The organism is Alcanivorax sp. P2S70 (assembly GCF_000475295.1).
Taxonomy (GTDB): domain Bacteria; phylum Pseudomonadota; class Gammaproteobacteria; order Pseudomonadales; family Alcanivoracaceae; genus Alcanivorax; species Alcanivorax profundi.
The window spans coordinates 1-15,000 of the sequence record NZ_AXBZ01000009.1 but is presented as its reverse complement, the minus strand read 5'-3'; the positions used below and the strand labels follow the sequence as shown (position 1 = coordinate 15,000).

The 15,000-nt window shown below is 57.8% G+C and carries 14 protein-coding genes; 3 read left to right on the top strand and 11 right to left on the bottom strand.

Features of this window, described 5'->3' with window-relative positions:
- Positions 1-115: 115 nt before the first annotated feature.
- From glnG to Q672_RS21005, 6 genes are all read right to left on the bottom strand, one after another.
- Positions 116-1,549, bottom strand: a complete 1,434-nt coding sequence (glnG, locus tag Q672_RS21030) for a nitrogen regulation protein NR(I) (RefSeq protein ID WP_022984399.1) — start codon at positions 1,547-1,549, stop codon at positions 116-118.
- 34 nt (positions 1,550-1,583) lie between these two features.
- Positions 1,584-2,663: a nitrogen regulation protein NR(II) gene (gene glnL / locus Q672_RS21025; protein ID WP_199699472.1), complete on the bottom strand. Its 1,080-nt coding sequence runs from the start codon at positions 2,661-2,663 to the stop codon at positions 1,584-1,586.
- 168 nt (positions 2,664-2,831) lie between these two features.
- Positions 2,832-3,566, bottom strand: a complete 735-nt coding sequence (locus tag Q672_RS21020) for a DUF4124 domain-containing protein (RefSeq protein WP_022984397.1) — start codon at positions 3,564-3,566, stop codon at positions 2,832-2,834.
- A 179-nt stretch (positions 3,567-3,745) separates the two neighbouring features.
- Positions 3,746-5,152, bottom strand: coding sequence for a glutamate--ammonia ligase (glnA, locus tag Q672_RS21015; protein WP_022984396.1), 1,407 nt, complete (start codon positions 5,150-5,152; stop codon positions 3,746-3,748).
- Positions 5,153-5,381: 229 nt separating this feature from the next.
- Positions 5,382-5,633 (bottom strand): sulfurtransferase TusA family protein, encoded by a 252-nt coding sequence (locus Q672_RS21010; protein ID WP_022984395.1) that lies wholly within the window; start codon positions 5,631-5,633, stop codon positions 5,382-5,384.
- Between the two features lie 4 nt (positions 5,634-5,637).
- Positions 5,638-6,723 carry a tRNA (5-methylaminomethyl-2-thiouridylate)-methyltransferase gene (locus Q672_RS21005; RefSeq protein WP_022984394.1) on the bottom strand — a complete coding sequence of 362 codons (1,086 nt, stop codon included), beginning with the start codon at positions 6,721-6,723 and terminating at the stop codon, positions 5,638-5,640.
- A 173-nt stretch (positions 6,724-6,896) separates the two neighbouring features.
- On the opposite strand from Q672_RS21005, the gene Q672_RS21000 reads away from it, so the two are divergent.
- On the top strand, positions 6,897-7,844 hold the full coding sequence (locus tag Q672_RS21000; protein ID WP_022984393.1) for a metallophosphoesterase: 948 nt from the start codon (positions 6,897-6,899) through the stop codon (positions 7,842-7,844).
- A 3-nt stretch (positions 7,845-7,847) separates the two neighbouring features.
- Here the strand turns inward: Q672_RS21000 and Q672_RS20995 are convergent, their stop codons facing one another.
- The 3 genes from Q672_RS20995 to Q672_RS20985 are packed head-to-tail and all read right to left on the bottom strand — an operon-like array spanning position 7,848 to position 10,974.
- A complete protein-coding gene (locus Q672_RS20995) occupies positions 7,848-8,843 on the bottom strand; it encodes an alpha-L-glutamate ligase-like protein (RefSeq protein ID WP_022984392.1) in 996 nt (331 codons plus the stop codon).
- Complete coding sequence (locus Q672_RS20990; RefSeq protein WP_022984391.1) at positions 8,843-10,378, bottom strand: inactive transglutaminase family protein; 1,536 nt, start codon at positions 10,376-10,378, stop codon at positions 8,843-8,845. Before Q672_RS20990 ends, Q672_RS20995 begins: the two co-directional genes overlap by 1 nt.
- Positions 10,378-10,974: an ATP-dependent zinc protease family protein gene (locus Q672_RS20985; RefSeq protein ID WP_022984390.1), complete on the bottom strand. Its 597-nt coding sequence runs from the start codon at positions 10,972-10,974 to the stop codon at positions 10,378-10,380. Before Q672_RS20985 ends, Q672_RS20990 begins: the two co-directional genes overlap by 1 nt.
- 281 nt (positions 10,975-11,255) lie before the next feature.
- On the opposite strand from Q672_RS20985, the gene typA reads away from it, so the two are divergent.
- On the top strand, positions 11,256-13,064 hold the full coding sequence (typA, locus tag Q672_RS20980; RefSeq protein WP_022984389.1) for a translational GTPase TypA: 1,809 nt from the start codon (positions 11,256-11,258) through the stop codon (positions 13,062-13,064).
- On the opposite strand, the gene Q672_RS33775 is transcribed toward typA, so the two are convergent.
- Both Q672_RS33775 and Q672_RS20975 read right to left on the bottom strand, forming a co-directional pair.
- Positions 13,061-14,047 carry a putative signal transducing protein gene (locus Q672_RS33775; RefSeq protein WP_235047181.1) on the bottom strand — a complete coding sequence of 329 codons (987 nt, stop codon included), beginning with the start codon at positions 14,045-14,047 and terminating at the stop codon, positions 13,061-13,063. The genes typA and Q672_RS33775 overlap by 4 nt on opposite strands.
- Positions 14,048-14,085: 38 nt before the next feature.
- On the bottom strand, positions 14,086-14,406 hold the full coding sequence (locus Q672_RS20975) for a DUF4377 domain-containing protein (protein WP_022984387.1): 321 nt from the start codon (positions 14,404-14,406) through the stop codon (positions 14,086-14,088).
- A gap of 60 nt (positions 14,407-14,466) precedes the next feature.
- Between Q672_RS20975 and trmL the strand changes: the two genes are divergently transcribed.
- Entirely contained in the window at positions 14,467-14,937 is a 471-nt protein-coding gene (gene trmL, locus Q672_RS20970; protein ID WP_022984386.1) for a tRNA (uridine(34)/cytosine(34)/5-carboxymethylaminomethyluridine(34)-2'-O)-methyltransferase TrmL, read from the top strand.
- Positions 14,938-15,000: the final 63 nt, after the last annotated feature.

The window sequence follows — 15,000 nt, the reverse complement described above, 5'->3', positions numbered from 1 at the left end:
TGTTTAAAGGCATGAGGCCGCGCCCAGAATTTGGACGCGGCCTCATGCCTTTCAGATCACATAACGCGCGAACGCGCCGCTGTTAACTGTTCACTATTCACTCTTAACTGAAAAGTCAGTCATCATCTGCCCCACTCAACTGACTCTCCATTTCCAGCTCCTTGATCTTGCGAGTCAGGGTGTTTCGCCCCCAACCCAACAGGGCAGCGGCATCGCGTTTGCGGCCACCGGTATGCTGCAGGGCGACCTCGATCATGGTGCGTTCGAAGCCCGGCACCGCCTGATCAAGAATGCTTCGCTCGCCTTGCGACAGGGCGCGATCGGCCCAGTTGCGCAGGGATTTCAGCCAGTCACCGCTAACATCCCCACCCTTGCTGACCGTGCTCTCGCGCAGTTCTGGCGGCAGATCATCCACCAATACTTCGCGGCCAGAGGCCATTACGGTTAGCCAGCGGCAGGTATTTTCCAGCTGACGCACATTGCCCTGCCAGGACTGGGTGGACAGATACTTTTCGGTATCCTTGTGCAGCACCTTGGGCTCAACACCCAACTCATTGGCCGCCCGCTGCAGAAAATAATTGGCCAGCCGCGGGATATCTTCACGGCGCTCGGACAGGCGGGGAATATGGATGCGAATCACATTGAGGCGATGAAACAAATCCTCACGGAAGTCGCCTTCTTTCACCAGCTTTTCCAGATCCTGGTGGGTCGCGGCAATAATCCGCACATCTACATGAATCGGCGTGGTGCCACCAACGCGGTAGAATTCACTTTCCTGTAGCACCCGCAGCAACCGGGTCTGCGCTTCCAGCGGCATGTCCCCGATTTCGTCCAGGAACAGCGTGCCGCCATTGGCCTGCTCAAATCGACCAACCCGTTGATTGTTGGCACCGGTAAAGGCCCCTTTTTCATGGCCGAACAATTCGGATTCGATCAGGTCCTTCGGGATAGCCGCCATGTTCAGCGCCACGAAGTTTTTCTCCCGACGCATGGAATGGCGGTGCAGGGCACGGGCCACCAGCTCCTTACCGGTACCGGACTGACCATTGATCAGCACGGTTACATTGGAATGACTGAGACGGCCAATCGCCCGGAAGACTTCCTGCATGGCCGGCGCTTCGCCAATGATCTCGGTGGGGGCCTCTTCCACCGCGGCCGGGAATTCGCCGCGAGACTCTTCACGGTGCTTGAGCGCACGGCGCACCAGTGCGACCGCTTCGTCCACATCAAAGGGTTTGGGCAGGTATTCGAATGCCCCACCCTGGTAGGACGCCACTGCCGAGTCCAGATCCGAATGCGCAGTCATGATGATAACCGGCAAATCCGGATTCTTGCGCTGCAGGATCTTGAGCATGCGTAAGCCATCGGTACCCGGCATGCGCACATCACTGATCAGGACGTCCGGTTCCTGGCCGCCATTTTCCAGGGTATTGAGCGCTTCATCGGCATCTTCAAAGCAGGTGACGGCGTAATTTTCCTGACTCAGCGCTTTTTCCAGCACCCAACGAATGGAGCGGTCATCGTCTACAACCCAAATACTTTCGCTCATGACCTGCTTCTCCCAGGGATCGTGTCTGTGTCTTTCATGACTCTTCTGTCTCAATCAGCTCCGGCTGCTCCATGGGCAGCAAAAGGCTGAATACGGTTTCACCCGGCACACTTTCGCATTCGATCAGTCCATGATGCTGGCTGATGATCGACTGGGCGATGGAAAGGCCCAGCCCTGTGCCGCTGGCGCGGCCACTGACCATGGGATAGAACAGGGTTTCCTGTACTTCCGGGTCGATGCCGGGCCCGTTATCAATAATGTCTACGCGCAACACCAGCCGGTGCCTCAGCACCCCGATGGTGAACTGGCGCAGCACCCGGGTACGCATCACGATGCGCGCCTGTGGCGTTGACGATTCCAGCAGCGCCTGGGTGGCGTTACGGATCAGGTTCAGCAGCACCTGAATCAGTTGGTCCCGGTCGGCCACCACATCCGGCAAGCTGATATCGTAATCCCGCCAGATCGAGACGCCCTGGGGATGCTCAGCCAGTAACAACTGACGTACATGCTCCAGGCACTCATGCACATTGACCGGGCGAAACTCTGGCGGCTTGCGAGGCCCCAGCATGCGATCTGCCACAGAGCGCAAGCGATCCGCCTCATCAATAATGACCTTGGTGTACTCGGTCAGCTCAGGGTCTGGCAGGGCACGTTCCAGCAGCTGTGCAGCGCCGCGAATGCCCCCCAAGGGGTTCTTGATCTCGTGCGCCACACCCCGCACCAGCGCCCGGGTTGCCTGGTGGGCATGCAGCAACGCCTCCTCACGGGTAATGCGCAGCAACCGATCCAGCGCCTGAAGCTCCAACAGGAGGCACAGCGGCTGGCCGGGCTCATTGATGGGGCTGACCGAATAATCCACGGTGACCTCATTGCCCGGCGCCACAGACAAGCGCGCCTCCCGGCGCGTAAAGGGGTGCTCGTCACGGATGCACTGCTGCAGGGCAGACCGTGCCTCTTCATCGTCAAAGAAGTAATCGGGCAATGGCTGACCGATGGCGCGGACGGCACTGGTCGCGAGCAACATTTCTGCTGCCGGATTCAGATAACGCACGTGCAGCTCACTATCGAGCATGACCACTGCAGTGCGCAGGTGATCGAGTAACCGTTTGTGCAAGGCGACACCACTTATCAACTAATTGGCCCATAACAGGGCATAAGCAATTATCAGGCCACCTGAGAGAAACGGGTCAGACGCGCAAATCACGCCAAAGGGACATGAAAAAAGCCGTGAGGAGTGGTTAGTTTAGCGCGCCAAAGACAAGAAATGCACCATATGGGTGCATTAAGGGGTTTTCATTGCGGGGCGTCCGAGTGATGCAGGCCTGGCTACCGTGCCCGTGGATGCGCCAGCACCCGGAGTGGCTGCCCCACCCCTGGGCGCAGAAGCTCCTTGCGAAGCAGAACTCCCCGTACTTGCCTGGCGACCAATCACCGCAGGACCATTCCCTGGTCGGTACGACCCTACCGTACTGCGATGAATATAGATTTCGATAGACGCCGACTCGGTTACGACCTCACCCTCACTATCCACCACCATGGCCGTGAGAGTGTGGACCCCCCTGTCAGGGTTCAGCAACTGCAAACCAGGCAGCTCATTCCCGTTATCAAGGACAACCAGCTTATGGCCTTCCTGCAGGCCTGGAACAAGATCCACGCTGATCTTCACCGGCTCCTGAGGGTTGCGAATTGTACTGCCTGGCTCAGGCGCCGTAATGGCAATCGTATCGTACCCGGCAAACTCAGCCTCGCCACTCCCCGTGCCAGACACCGCTTCAACGGGAGCAACCGGCAGCTCCACGCGCTTGATTGGCACGGTATTGGTTTTGCGCAACTGCACCTCTTCAGTAGCAGCCGCACCTCCCGGCTTCTGATCAGTGAAAACGACGTTGCCGTTCTCATCGACGACCCGGTAGATTTTGGATGATGCCGCCGCATCAGCTCCCGACATATCCTCTGACTCGGCGTATACCACACCGGAACAGAGCGGCAACATCATCAGCATCCACAGCTTTTTCATTCTGACTCTCCACATTTATCTACCTGATTCTGGCCCGGAAAACTTTGTTCAAACAAGGAGAAAATGCACAAATTCGCATCCTTGCCTGCAACGACGGAAGTGAAGACCCGCCGCGACTGCAGCCAGACATAAAAAAAGCCCCCGACCAGCGGGGGCTTTTTCACTGCAATCCCAAGGGATTAGCAGGAGTAGTACATGTCGAACTCAACCGGATGCGGAGTCATGTTCAGACGCTCAATCTCACCACGCTTCAGGGAGATGTAGCCATCCAGCATGTCCTTGGTGAACACGTCACCTTCGGTCAGGAAGTCCATATCGGCTTCCAGGCAATCCAGCGCCATGGTCAGGGTATGAGCCACGGTGGGGATGTCTTTAGCTTCTTCAGCCGGCAGATCGTACAGATCCTTATCCATGGCATCGCCGGGGTGCAGCTTGTTCTTGATACCGTCAAGACCAGCCATCAGCAGTGCAGCGAAGCACAGGTAGGGGTTGGCAGACGGATCAGGGAAGCGCGCTTCGATACGACGCGCCTTGGCGCTGCTCACGAACGGAATACGGATGGACGCAGAGCGGTTACGGGCAGAGTAGGCCAACATTACCGGAGCTTCGAAACCGGGCACCAGACGCTTGTAAGAGTTGGTGGAACCGTTGGTGAAAGCGTTAAGGGCACGGGCGTGCTTGATGATACCACCGATGAAGTACAGCGCTTCGTCGGACAGACCCGCATAGCCTTCGCCTGCGAACAGGTTCTTGCCATCTTTACCCAGGGACACGTGAACGTGCATACCGGAACCGTTGTCACCGATCAGCGGCTTGGGCATGAAGGTAGCGGTTTTGCCGTAGGCATGAGCCACGTTGTGCACGCAGTACTTGAGGATCTGAACTTCGTCAGCCTTGTTGGTCAGAGTGTTGGCGCCAACACCAATCTCACACTGACCAGCAGTACCTACTTCGTGGTGATGCACTTCGATGTTCAGACCCATGGATTCCATGGCGGAACACATGGCACCACGCAGGTCGTGCAGGCTGTCTACCGGAGGAACCGGGAAGTAACCACCTTTCACACCCGGACGGTGACCGATGTTGCCACCTTCGAAGTCTTCGTGGGAAACCCACGCAGCTTCTTCAGAGTGAATGTTGTACATGGAACCCTGCATGTCGGATTTCCACTGCACGGAATCAAATACGAAGAACTCCGGCTCAGGACCGAACAGGGCGGTGTCAGCGATACCGGTAGCCTTCAGGTACTCTTCGGCACGCTTGGCAACGGAACGCGGGTCACGCTCGTAACCGGTCATGGTGGACGGCTCGAGAATATCGCAACGCAGGTTCAGGGTGGCTACGTCAGTGAACGGGTCCAGAACGGCAGTAGAGTCGTCAGGCATCATCACCATGTCGGACTCGTTGATGCCTTTCCAGCCAGCGATGGAAGAACCGTCAAACATCTTGCCGTCGGTGAAGAAATCTTCGTCGATTTCACCCACCGGCAGAGTAACGTGCTGCTCCTTGCCACGGCTATCCGTGAAGCGCAGGTCCACCCATTTCACATCGTTTTCTTTAATCAGCTTGAGGGTCTTTTCAGACATTGTCGTGCGTCCTCCTAAGGAACAGCGGGTTTATCTCTGACTCGACATATTGCACCGGCATGGAGCAACACAGAGAGCCGGTATTCTCGGCCAAGGGGCCACTAATGCCAATAGGGAGGCAAATACCATGCCAGCCCTTTTTTAGCGCATACCCCCCGGCTACCGGGGGCTCACCACGTCACGCACCACCATAATGCACACAAATGGTGCGCAGTGGCCGCATGCAGCACTAAAACAGTGCACCATTATCCTCGCCGACGCGCAAGACCACAAAACACTCATTGCCCTGTTCGCCGGTTTCCAGCACTTCGTGGCCGTTAATCCGACACCAGGCCGGGATATCGTTCAGCGCGCCCGGATCAGTACAGACCACCTTGAGACAATCCCCGGTGGACAATGTACGCACCTTGTTCTGCGTTTTGATGACCGGCATCGGGCACAGCAGGCGGCGGGTATCCAGGTCGTGAATCACATCAGTCATATCACTACCCCACATTCCAGGCAGGCAAAACATCATCAGGCTGCGCCGGCCTTACCGTCACCTGGCGAGCCACACCATCCGGCTGGCGAATTTCCAACGTCACCTCGTCAAGCACTCGCCCCTTGGAATAACGGGCCACAATCGCAGCAGCCTGCTTGAGCTCTTCGTCAGATTCGAAGCTGCCATCCACCAGGGCAAGAGGCCCCGGACAGCTTACCGTGGTGATACTGGAGAACATATAGCGGTAGCCCTCCAGAAAGCGATTCTCGCCTTCCTCACGGCTAATGATCAACTTGTAGTGGGGTTTCGGCCGCAGGTGGCGCCCCACCTTCAATAACATAATGTCATCAAGCTCGTAGCGTCGCTCATTGCGGGCTTTCCAAAGGTCTGACAGCTTGTTGGAATAGGATTCGTCGGTGAGGAAACAGCACCCTCCGGCCGGCTGGGCAAAATCATCCAGTCCAAATTTCTTCGCCAACGCCATCTGCGGTTTACGGTTGCGGCCAGAAAAATCGTGCAGCTCATCGCGGTTCACCCACCCCTCTCGCTCGGGCAAGGTTGGGGGCAGATTCCTGGCACAGAGCGGGCGCAACAATCGATCGTCCGCCCCGGACTCCTGACTGATGATCGGCATGGTTTCCTTACGCTGGCTCTTGGGCCGCTGGCCAATCACTTCGCCTGTCACAATGAAGTCAAACCCGCGATCGCCAGCGAACTCTCGCGCCTTGTTGATCATCAAGGTGGCCTGATTGACCATGAAAATCTTGCAGTCGAGGCAGGGGTTCAGGTTGGCGCCGTAGCCGTGCCTGGGGTTCAGCACCACATCCTTGTACTCCTCAGAGATATCAATGATGTGCAGTTTGATACCGAGCTGTTCGGCCACCCACAGGGAGTTATTGCGCTTTTCCTTGTCCTTGTCCTTCTTGCGAATGGCATGGGTATGCCCTTCCACACAGAAGCCGGTGAAAAAGTTCACCCCTTCCACTTCGATGCCCTGCTCCTGCATGACCTTCACGGCCAGCATGGAATCCAGTCCGCCGGACACCAGCGCGATCGCGCGCCGCTTGATGGGTTGGGTTGCCTGTGTCATGTGAAAAACCTGTGCTGGGGGCCGCACTGCCTGCCGCCCTGGCTCGAAAATTGGGCGGCGAAGTATAGCAATGGCGGGACCTGCACGCATCCATCCCCCATGCCGCCTGTCACTTGAATGTCATCCCAGGACGGCACACTCCTGCTCCACACGCTGTATATGGAGCGTCCTGCATGAGACGCTGGCTTAGCTACGCAGCCCTTTTTGTGGCAATCGCATTCACTGCCGCAGGCCTTGGCTGGTGGTTCCATACCCCCCACGGCCCCTGGCTGGTACATGACCGCCCACTGGCCGGACAGCGGGTGTGCGCCATCGGTGATGGTGGCTGGGGGAATCCGGCGTCACTGGCCGTCGGTCAGGCCCTGGTGACACTGGGCTGCGACCAGATCCGCTATCTGGGCGACCTGGTCTATCCTGATGGCATCCTGGACGCCAATGATCCGCTCATCGACAGCCGCTTCCTGCCACCCCTGCAGCCAGCGCTGGATGCTGGTATTCCTGTCTATATGGTGCTGGGTAACCATGACTGGAAACAGAACGGAGAGGCCTGGCTTGAAGTGGCACGCCACCACCCGCTGATCCACCTTCCCCACTTTTACTACTTTGAACAGTGGCCAGACGCCTGTGCGTTCAGTCTGGAGACAACCTGGTTCGAAAAGTGGTATTACTTTCACCGGCAAATCAATTGGCTCACGGCCAGCCAACAGATGGCTCACGCACATGGCTGCCAATTCAGCCTGGGGTTTGCCCATCACCCCATGTTCAGTACCGGCTCCCATGGCAACGCCCATGAAATGATTAACCTTGGCCTGAAACAGAAACTGATCGGTCATCTGGACTTGCTGGTCGGCGGCCACGACCACATCCTGTCTGATGAAGGGGAGTACCAGGACACCCGGCAGCTGATATCCGGTTCCGCCAGCATCACCAATGATCTTGGCCCTGCCAGCAACGCACAGCACTTCACGCGCGCCACCCACGGCCTGATAACTCTGGATTTTGAAAAGACCGACGCAGGCCTGCGCGTCGACTACCGCTTTTACAGTGTGCTCGGCAATCCGCAGGATCCGCTGATCACCCTGCTGTGGCAGGGTGACCAGAACGGGCAGGGAATCCGCTAGCGATCAGGAAGGTTCCTGGGGCTCCACCGCCACCGGGCCGGCGACGGCAAATTTTGACTTGGAAAACGCAATACGCTCAGCGGCGGGCAGATCCTTGTCGCCCACAGACTCGAGGTAATCCTCGATAATCCGGCAACGACGCAACAGACCGTCGTCCATGGCAATCTGGATATTCAGCCCCGGGCGGGCATTGAGCTCAAGCATCATGGGACCGTGGTCGCGGTCCATGACCAGATCAACCCCCAGATAGCCGAGCCCTGTCAGGTCATAACAACGGGCCGCCAGAGACAGACAATCCTCCCAATCAGGCACGGTCAATCCCGCCACCGCGTTGGCCGTGTCCGGATGCCGCTGGATCTTCCTATTGAGCCAGGTACCATCCAGCGTCACACCGGTGGACAGATCCAGGCCGACACCAATCGCACCCTGGTGCAGGTTTGCCTTACCCTGAGACTGCCGGGTAGGCAGGCGCAGCATGGCTGCCACAGGGTAGCCCTTGAGCACGATGATGCGAATGTCCGGCACACCCTCATAGCTGATGCGCTTGAACAATTCGGTAGACGTCACCCGATACTCGATCAGTGCCTGATCGCGATGCCCACCCAGCGAATAAATACCGGAAATGATGCCGGAAATATGGTGTTCCAGTTCCTCGAGGGTAATGATGCGGCCGGACGCAGAGCGGAAATAGTCTTCAAAGCGATCGGCGATCACCATGATGCCATCCCCGCCAGCCCCCTCCGCGGGCTTGATAACAAAATCCCGGTGCGTATCCACCACCTTGCGCAGGGTGCTGATACCCTGCTCGGTGGCAATGGTGCCGTACAACTCCGGCACCCTGATACCGGCATCCAGCGCCATTTTCTTGGTCTTGATCTTGTCATCGACCAGCGGATACAAGCTGCGCTTGTTATAACGCAGAATGTAGTCCCCATTGCGCTGGTTAATACCCATGACACCACGGGCACGCAGGGCCTTGCGGGTCTTGGACCACAGCATCAGTGCTTGTCTCCCTCGACCATGGCGCGAAAACGCACCAGCTCAGTCAGTCGGTAACCGCGGTAGTGCCCCATCAGCACCATGAATGAGGCCAGGCAAAGCAACACGCCAGGGAAGGTAAAGACGAAGTACACCAGCGGCTGCCATACCATCAGCAAGTGACACAGGATCGCGGTGAACAGGGTGCCCAGCGCCACCTTGAGTGACTGACTGCCCCCCCGTTCCTCCCAGACAATGGAGGTGCGCTCAATTACCATGGTGAGCACCACCATCGGGAACAGGCCAACAGACAACCCGGAGCCCATTCCCAGCTTGTAGCCCAACAGGCTGAGCAATGCCATGGTGATCACTACAAAGGTCAGCACCACTGACAATCGCGGCAGCAACTGCAACTTCAAGTGTTCCAGATACGATCTCACCGACAAGCCAATGGCAGTAATAAAGGTGAACAGCAACACACCGTACAACACCTGGGTTTCCCGGAAGGCCAAGGCCACCAGCACCGGAGTAAAGGTACCCAGTGTTTCCATGCCCACCAGCGAGCGCATCAGCAGCACAAGAATCACCCCAACCGGGATCATGATCAGAATGCGGTACAACTGCTGTGCCGGCAGCGGCAACTCGTAGAGCGAGAAATCGATAAAGCTCTCGGCATCCTTCATCCGCAGGGACTGGGCCAGCTGCAGCGCACTCATTTCATTACGGTGAACACTGAAGGAGACATTTCCGGATTTACCCCCATCGAGCTTGAGCAACGACTCCGCCCCACGCCACCAGACCAGACGATCTTCCGGGAGCCCCTGCTGACCATTCACCGGGTTGAAGTAAAGCCACTGTTTGCCGTTGTAGCTACGCAGCCATAACTCGGGCTGCTGCCCCTGACTCTCAGCAAGACGCAAGGTATGGACCGGTTCGGCAGGAATGTGGGACATCGCCAGCAACAGGTCGACCACCTTGGCCCGGTTTTCCGGACTTAAATCGCTACCCAGCAGCAGCTGGACATTGTCGTTTTCCAGCTCATTGACGCGCTTGATTGTCTCACTAATGAAGGTTTCCACATCCGCAGAATGCTGACGGATTGGCTCCAGCAGCGCCTCGGCAGCAAGACGCTCCGGCCCCTTGAGGGCAGGCGCAGGACGAAACTGGGGGCCGGGTTCATTTTCAGGGGACTCAGCGTAGCGCTGGGTCAACATCAGCCGGTAATACAGATATTGATTGCCCTCGGCTCGCCGGGACGACCAGGTCACCTGGCGATTGCCCTTCTCCGTGTTGACGTTGACGCCATAATTATTGGAGATAAAGCTTTCATTCAGCGTGGTGTAAGCATTGTTCTGGGGCGGCACAAACATCCGCACCTTGACCGGCTTGTTGGGCCGGGCATTAAACCCCACCTCAGCATCCACCACCCACACCTGATCGGTTTCATCCTGGCTGAGCGGAACGTGCTGCACAAATACCTGATACAGAACACTGCCTACTCCCAGCAATAACAGGAAGAAAGCGAGCAAACGCGCCTGAAACTTGACTGAACCCATTATTGCGCCTCGGCAGCCTCCGTCATTTCATCATTGTTTACGTCTTTCGCCGACGACTCACATCTCGGAGCGCCGGCAGCATGCTGCATGGAAGGGTCCACCACTGCTGCCAGTTTCTGCAGTGCGTGTGAACCCATCAGCATGGGGTAACTGAATTCACTGCGATCGGTCAGATTCACCTCAATCTGCTGCTGGCGCTTACCCATACACACCGTCAGCATGACCACTGGCCGGCTGCGATATTCACGTTCATCACCGTCCAGGCTCTCGGCACGCTGCTTGATTCTCACGTGCCCCGCCAACGGCAGCTCGATGTCGTCCCACTGGGACTGCGTGATTCCCAGCTCCTCACGATCATCCCGATCAATCGCCAGGTCAAACTCCACCATTTGCTGACCATCACGGGTAAAGGTCTTTATGTAACGGGCGCTCAATGAGGCGCTGTCCGCTCCAGTATCCAGCTTGGCAGGCACGGTGACCCCCAGCTCTTCGATAAATACCTGCTCATGCAAACCATAGATCATCTTGCTTGCCGATGCTTCGGCACTGGCCTCCCAGGACATCCCGAGCAACATCAGCCAGAAAGGAATTCGCATCTTAACAACCTGATATCAAAAGCGTTACTGCCCCCGGACTCCCTGGAAAGGAGGCCCCTCAGGCCCCCCTATGACCCGGCCCGGGGCAAATGGTTGCGCCATTCTAGGACAACAATCTGGCCCGCGCAGGAACAACCGTAAAATCGTGAACTGCTTCACAGTGCGCAATCTTACGACAAAGCCCGACCGATGGGCTATCACCAGCCCAAAGCGCTGTTATAATGCGCGCCCCTGCGGGCTGGTGATAACCGGCCTGCTCATTTTTCACTGGAGCTACACTCGTGATTGAACGCCTGCGCAATATCGCCATCATCGCCCACGTTGACCACGGCAAGACCACCCTGGTGGACAAGCTGCTGCAACAGTCCGGCACCCTGGGAGATCGCGCTGGCGATATCGAGCGGGTCATGGACTCCAATGATCTGGAGAAGGAACGGGGCATTACCATCCTCTCCAAGAACACTGCTATCCAGTGGAACGACTATCGCATCAACATCGTGGACACCCCCGGACACGCCGACTTCGGCGGTGAGGTAGAGCGCGTCATGTCCATGGTGGATTCCGTACTACTGCTGGTAGACGCAGTAGACGGCCCCATGCCGCAAACTCGCTTTGTTACCCAGAAGGCATTTGCCGCTGGCCTCAAGCCGATCGTGGTGATCAACAAGATCGACCGTCCCGGCGCGCGCCCTGACTGGGTCATGGACCAGGTCTTTGACCTGTTCGATAACCTGGGTGCCACCGACGAGCAGCTGGATTTCCCGGTAATCTATGCCTCCGCCCTGAACGGGATCGCCGGCATGGAAGCCGACAACCTGGCCGACGACATGACCCCGCTGCTGGAAGCCATTGTCGAGAAAGTGGCCTATCCGGATGTGGACGCCGATGGCCCCTTCCAGATGCAGATTTCTTCCCTGGACTACAACAGCTACCTGGGCATCATCGGTATCGGCCGCGTCAAGCGTGGTCAGATCAAGGCCAACAGCCCGGTGAAAGTAATCGGCGCTGACGGCGAAGTCCGCAGCGGCAAGATTCTGACCATTATGGGTTATCACGGTCTGGAGCGAGTGGACGCCCCTACTGCCTCTGCTGGCGAGATCGTCTGCATTACCGGCCTGGACCCGCTGAACATCTCCGACACCCTCTGTGATCCGGCCAATGTGGAGGCCCTGCCCCCGCTGAGCGTGGACGAGCCTACCGTGAGCATGTTCTTCCACGTGAACACCTCGCCATTCGCGGGCCAGGACGGCAAGTTCGTCACCAGCCGCCAGATTCGCGAGCGCCTGGAAGCCGAGCTCAAGCACAACGTGGCCCTGCGCGTGGAAGAAACCGGCAGCGCCGACCAGTTCCGCGTCTCCGGCCGTGGTGAACTGCATCTCTCGGTACTGATCGAGAACATGCGCCGTGAAGGCTTCGAACTGGCCGTGGGCCGTCCGCAGGTGATCATTCGTGAAGAAGATGGCGTGAAGCAGGAGCCCTACGAAACCGTGGTGGCCGATGTGGAAGAGCAGCACCAGGGCTCCATCATGGAGCAGCTGGGTCTGCGCAAGGCCGAGATGACCAACATGGAACCGGACGGCAAGGGCCGTGTCCGCCTGGAATTCCTGGTGCCGAGCCGTGGCCTGATCGGTTTCCGCAGCCAGTTCCTGACCCTGACATCCGGCACCGGTATTCTCAACAGCACGTTCAGCCACTATGGCGAGTTCAAGGCGGGTGACATGGCCAAGCGCATCAACGGTGTGCTGGTATCCATGGTCAAGGGCAAGGTGCTGGGCTTCGCCCTGTTCAACCTGCAGGAACGTGGCCGCATGCTGATCGACCCGAACGTGGACGTCTACGAAGGCCAGATCATCGGCATTCACAGCCGTGGCAACGACCTGGTCGTGAACCCCACCAAGGGCAAACAGCTGACCAACATGCGCGCCTCCGGCACCGATGAGAACATCGTTCTCACCCCGCCGATCCGCTTCAGCCTGGAGCAGGCTCTGGACTTCATTGAAGATGACGAGCTGGTTGAGGTCACCCCCAACCATCTGCGTCTGCGCAAGAAGCTGCTTACCGAGACCGAACGCAAGCGCGCCGGTCGCTAATAAGGCTGCCAGTCCTGATAAGGCTGGTGCACCCTGCCATGCAGGGGCGCCAGCCTGCCCTGGGCCTCCAGGGCATCCAGCGCCTCCTCCAACAATGCCGCAGTCCGGTCACCCGCAGCGCCCTTCGGCACAATTAACACATCGTCATAGCAGCGAAACAGGCTACGGTGGATATTTTCGAGCCCGCTGCTGCGCAGCATATTGTCTGTTTCTTCCTGCGCACCGATAAAACCGTCCAGTCTTCCACGCGCGACCAACGCCAGCCCCTGGCGCAATTCGGTTACCCCTTCTAGCGGCAAGGCAAACAAATCGAGATTGGCCCTCAAGGTCGCCAGTCGCAGTACCCCCTGTTGTGCTCCTGAGATCGCCTGCTGCCCAGTGAGCCGCTGCCTGGCAGAAGAATACAGCACCATGCAGACCTCCCCCATCGGGCGCTCCACATATCGCCAGGGCAACGACGGAAGATCCAGTGCTGGATTTCGAATCATTGGCATATGAAAGTCTGCGACCCCCGTTGAGGCATCGTGTATCGAGCGAATGAAAGGGGACACCCGAATCTTCACCGACACCGCAGGCAATACGTCATCCATTGCTCGTAATAATTCGATGAAAGGACCACTCTGATCGAGATTGGCGAGACCGGGTATGTGCGCAACACTTCCAACCAGAGACCGGGGAGGGCTTTCTGCTCTGACGTGACCGGCCAACAATCCCAACACCAGTCCCAGCACCACCCCCAGTATCAGCCCACTCCGGAAAGCCCCTGCCCCTGACGCCTTCTCTACAGCCCGCCGCGGCAGCAAACTGTCTTGGCTCTGTTGCTGTTCATACTCAGCGATAACATCCCGAGCCCGGCAGACATCCTCGTCATCCACCCACACCGAAGCCAGCCCCGCAGCAGGCAGCTCTCCCACTCCGCCCTGAAGAAGATCACCTCGTACCTGGGCGGCGATACCAACCTGCTCCAGCAGCCCTGCAACCATGTGAGCCTCGAGGCCCTCTCCAGCTTGATAAACACATTTCACGGCTCAACCGCTTCCTTGTCGATCACCTCCAGCAAGCGGTAGCGAAGACGACTTCCATCGGCAGGAGGGGTCTCCAATTCGCTCACCTCCACCCGCAAGGTATACCGGTAACCTTGCTCAAAACGGAAGCCTTCAATGGCATCATAGAACAGTTGGTAGTTCTCCTCCCGGGAGTGCCGAACCCGCATGCAATCCATCGGCCCAACGCCGATACAGGCGGTGGTATAAGGTGCGACATAAAGCAGTTCACCCTCCGACCCCGGCTCACTGCAGGCAACCAGCATCAACAACAGACACATCCATCCGGGTTTCATCATCCGAGTCCTGTTATTCTTTCTTCCAATCAATATCACGGACACCCCACCACGGCAAAACCCATGCTGCATATCGCCCTTTTCGAACCCGAAATCCCTCCCAATACAGGCAACATCATTCGGCTAGCCGCCAACACCGGCGCTCAACTGCACCTGATCCAGCCTCTGGGTTTTTCCCTGGAGGAAAAGAAACTACGTCGAGCGGGGCTCGATTACCGTGAGTTTGCCAACCTGCAGCTACACGATAACTTTCCCCATTTTCTGGACCAAACCATCGGCCAACGCCTGTTTGCGCTAACCACAAAAGCCAGCCGCCCCCACAGCACAGCGAATTTCCAGGACGGGGACATCCTTTTGTTCGGACCGGAAACCCGCGGGCTTCCCAAGTCTGTCATTGAGTCGCTCCCTGCCGAACAGCGCCTGCGCCTACCCATGGTCGCCGACAGCCGCAGCCTCAACCTCAGCAATGCCGTTGCGGTCACACTGTATGAGGCTTGGCGGCAGCTGGGATACGCAGGGGCAGTGAACAGTTAACAGTGAATAGTGAACAGCGCGCGAGGCAGGTTTGTTTTAGCCTTAAACGCAAGAGGCCGCGCC

Coding starts and splice junctions, on each gene's coding strand:
- glnG (WP_022984399.1), bottom strand. CDS start 1,549: ATGAGCGAAAGTATTTGGGTTGTAGACGATGACCGCTCCATTCGTTGG.
- Q672_RS21020 (WP_022984397.1), bottom strand. CDS start 3,566: ATGAAAAAGCTGTGGATGCTGATGATGTTGCCGCTCTGTTCCGGTGTG.
- glnA (WP_022984396.1), bottom strand. CDS start 5,152: ATGTCTGAAAAGACCCTCAAGCTGATTAAAGAAAACGATGTGAAATGG.
- Q672_RS21010 (WP_022984395.1), bottom strand. CDS start 5,633: ATGACTGATGTGATTCACGACCTGGATACCCGCCGCCTGCTGTGCCCG.
- Q672_RS21005 (WP_022984394.1), bottom strand. CDS start 6,723: ATGACACAGGCAACCCAACCCATCAAGCGGCGCGCGATCGCGCTGGTG.
- Q672_RS21000 (WP_022984393.1), top strand. CDS start 6,897: ATGAGACGCTGGCTTAGCTACGCAGCCCTTTTTGTGGCAATCGCATTC.
- Q672_RS20995 (WP_022984392.1), bottom strand. CDS start 8,843: ATGCTGTGGTCCAAGACCCGCAAGGCCCTGCGTGCCCGTGGTGTCATG.
- Q672_RS20990 (WP_022984391.1), bottom strand. CDS start 10,378: ATGGGTTCAGTCAAGTTTCAGGCGCGTTTGCTCGCTTTCTTCCTGTTA.
- Q672_RS20985 (WP_022984390.1), bottom strand. CDS start 10,974: ATGCGAATTCCTTTCTGGCTGATGTTGCTCGGGATGTCCTGGGAGGCC.
- Q672_RS33775 (WP_235047181.1), bottom strand. CDS start 14,047: ATGGTTGCAGGGCTGCTGGAGCAGGTTGGTATCGCCGCCCAGGTACGA.
- Q672_RS20975 (WP_022984387.1), bottom strand. CDS start 14,406: ATGATGAAACCCGGATGGATGTGTCTGTTGTTGATGCTGGTTGCCTGC.
- trmL (WP_022984386.1), top strand. CDS start 14,467: ATGCTGCATATCGCCCTTTTCGAACCCGAAATCCCTCCCAATACAGGC.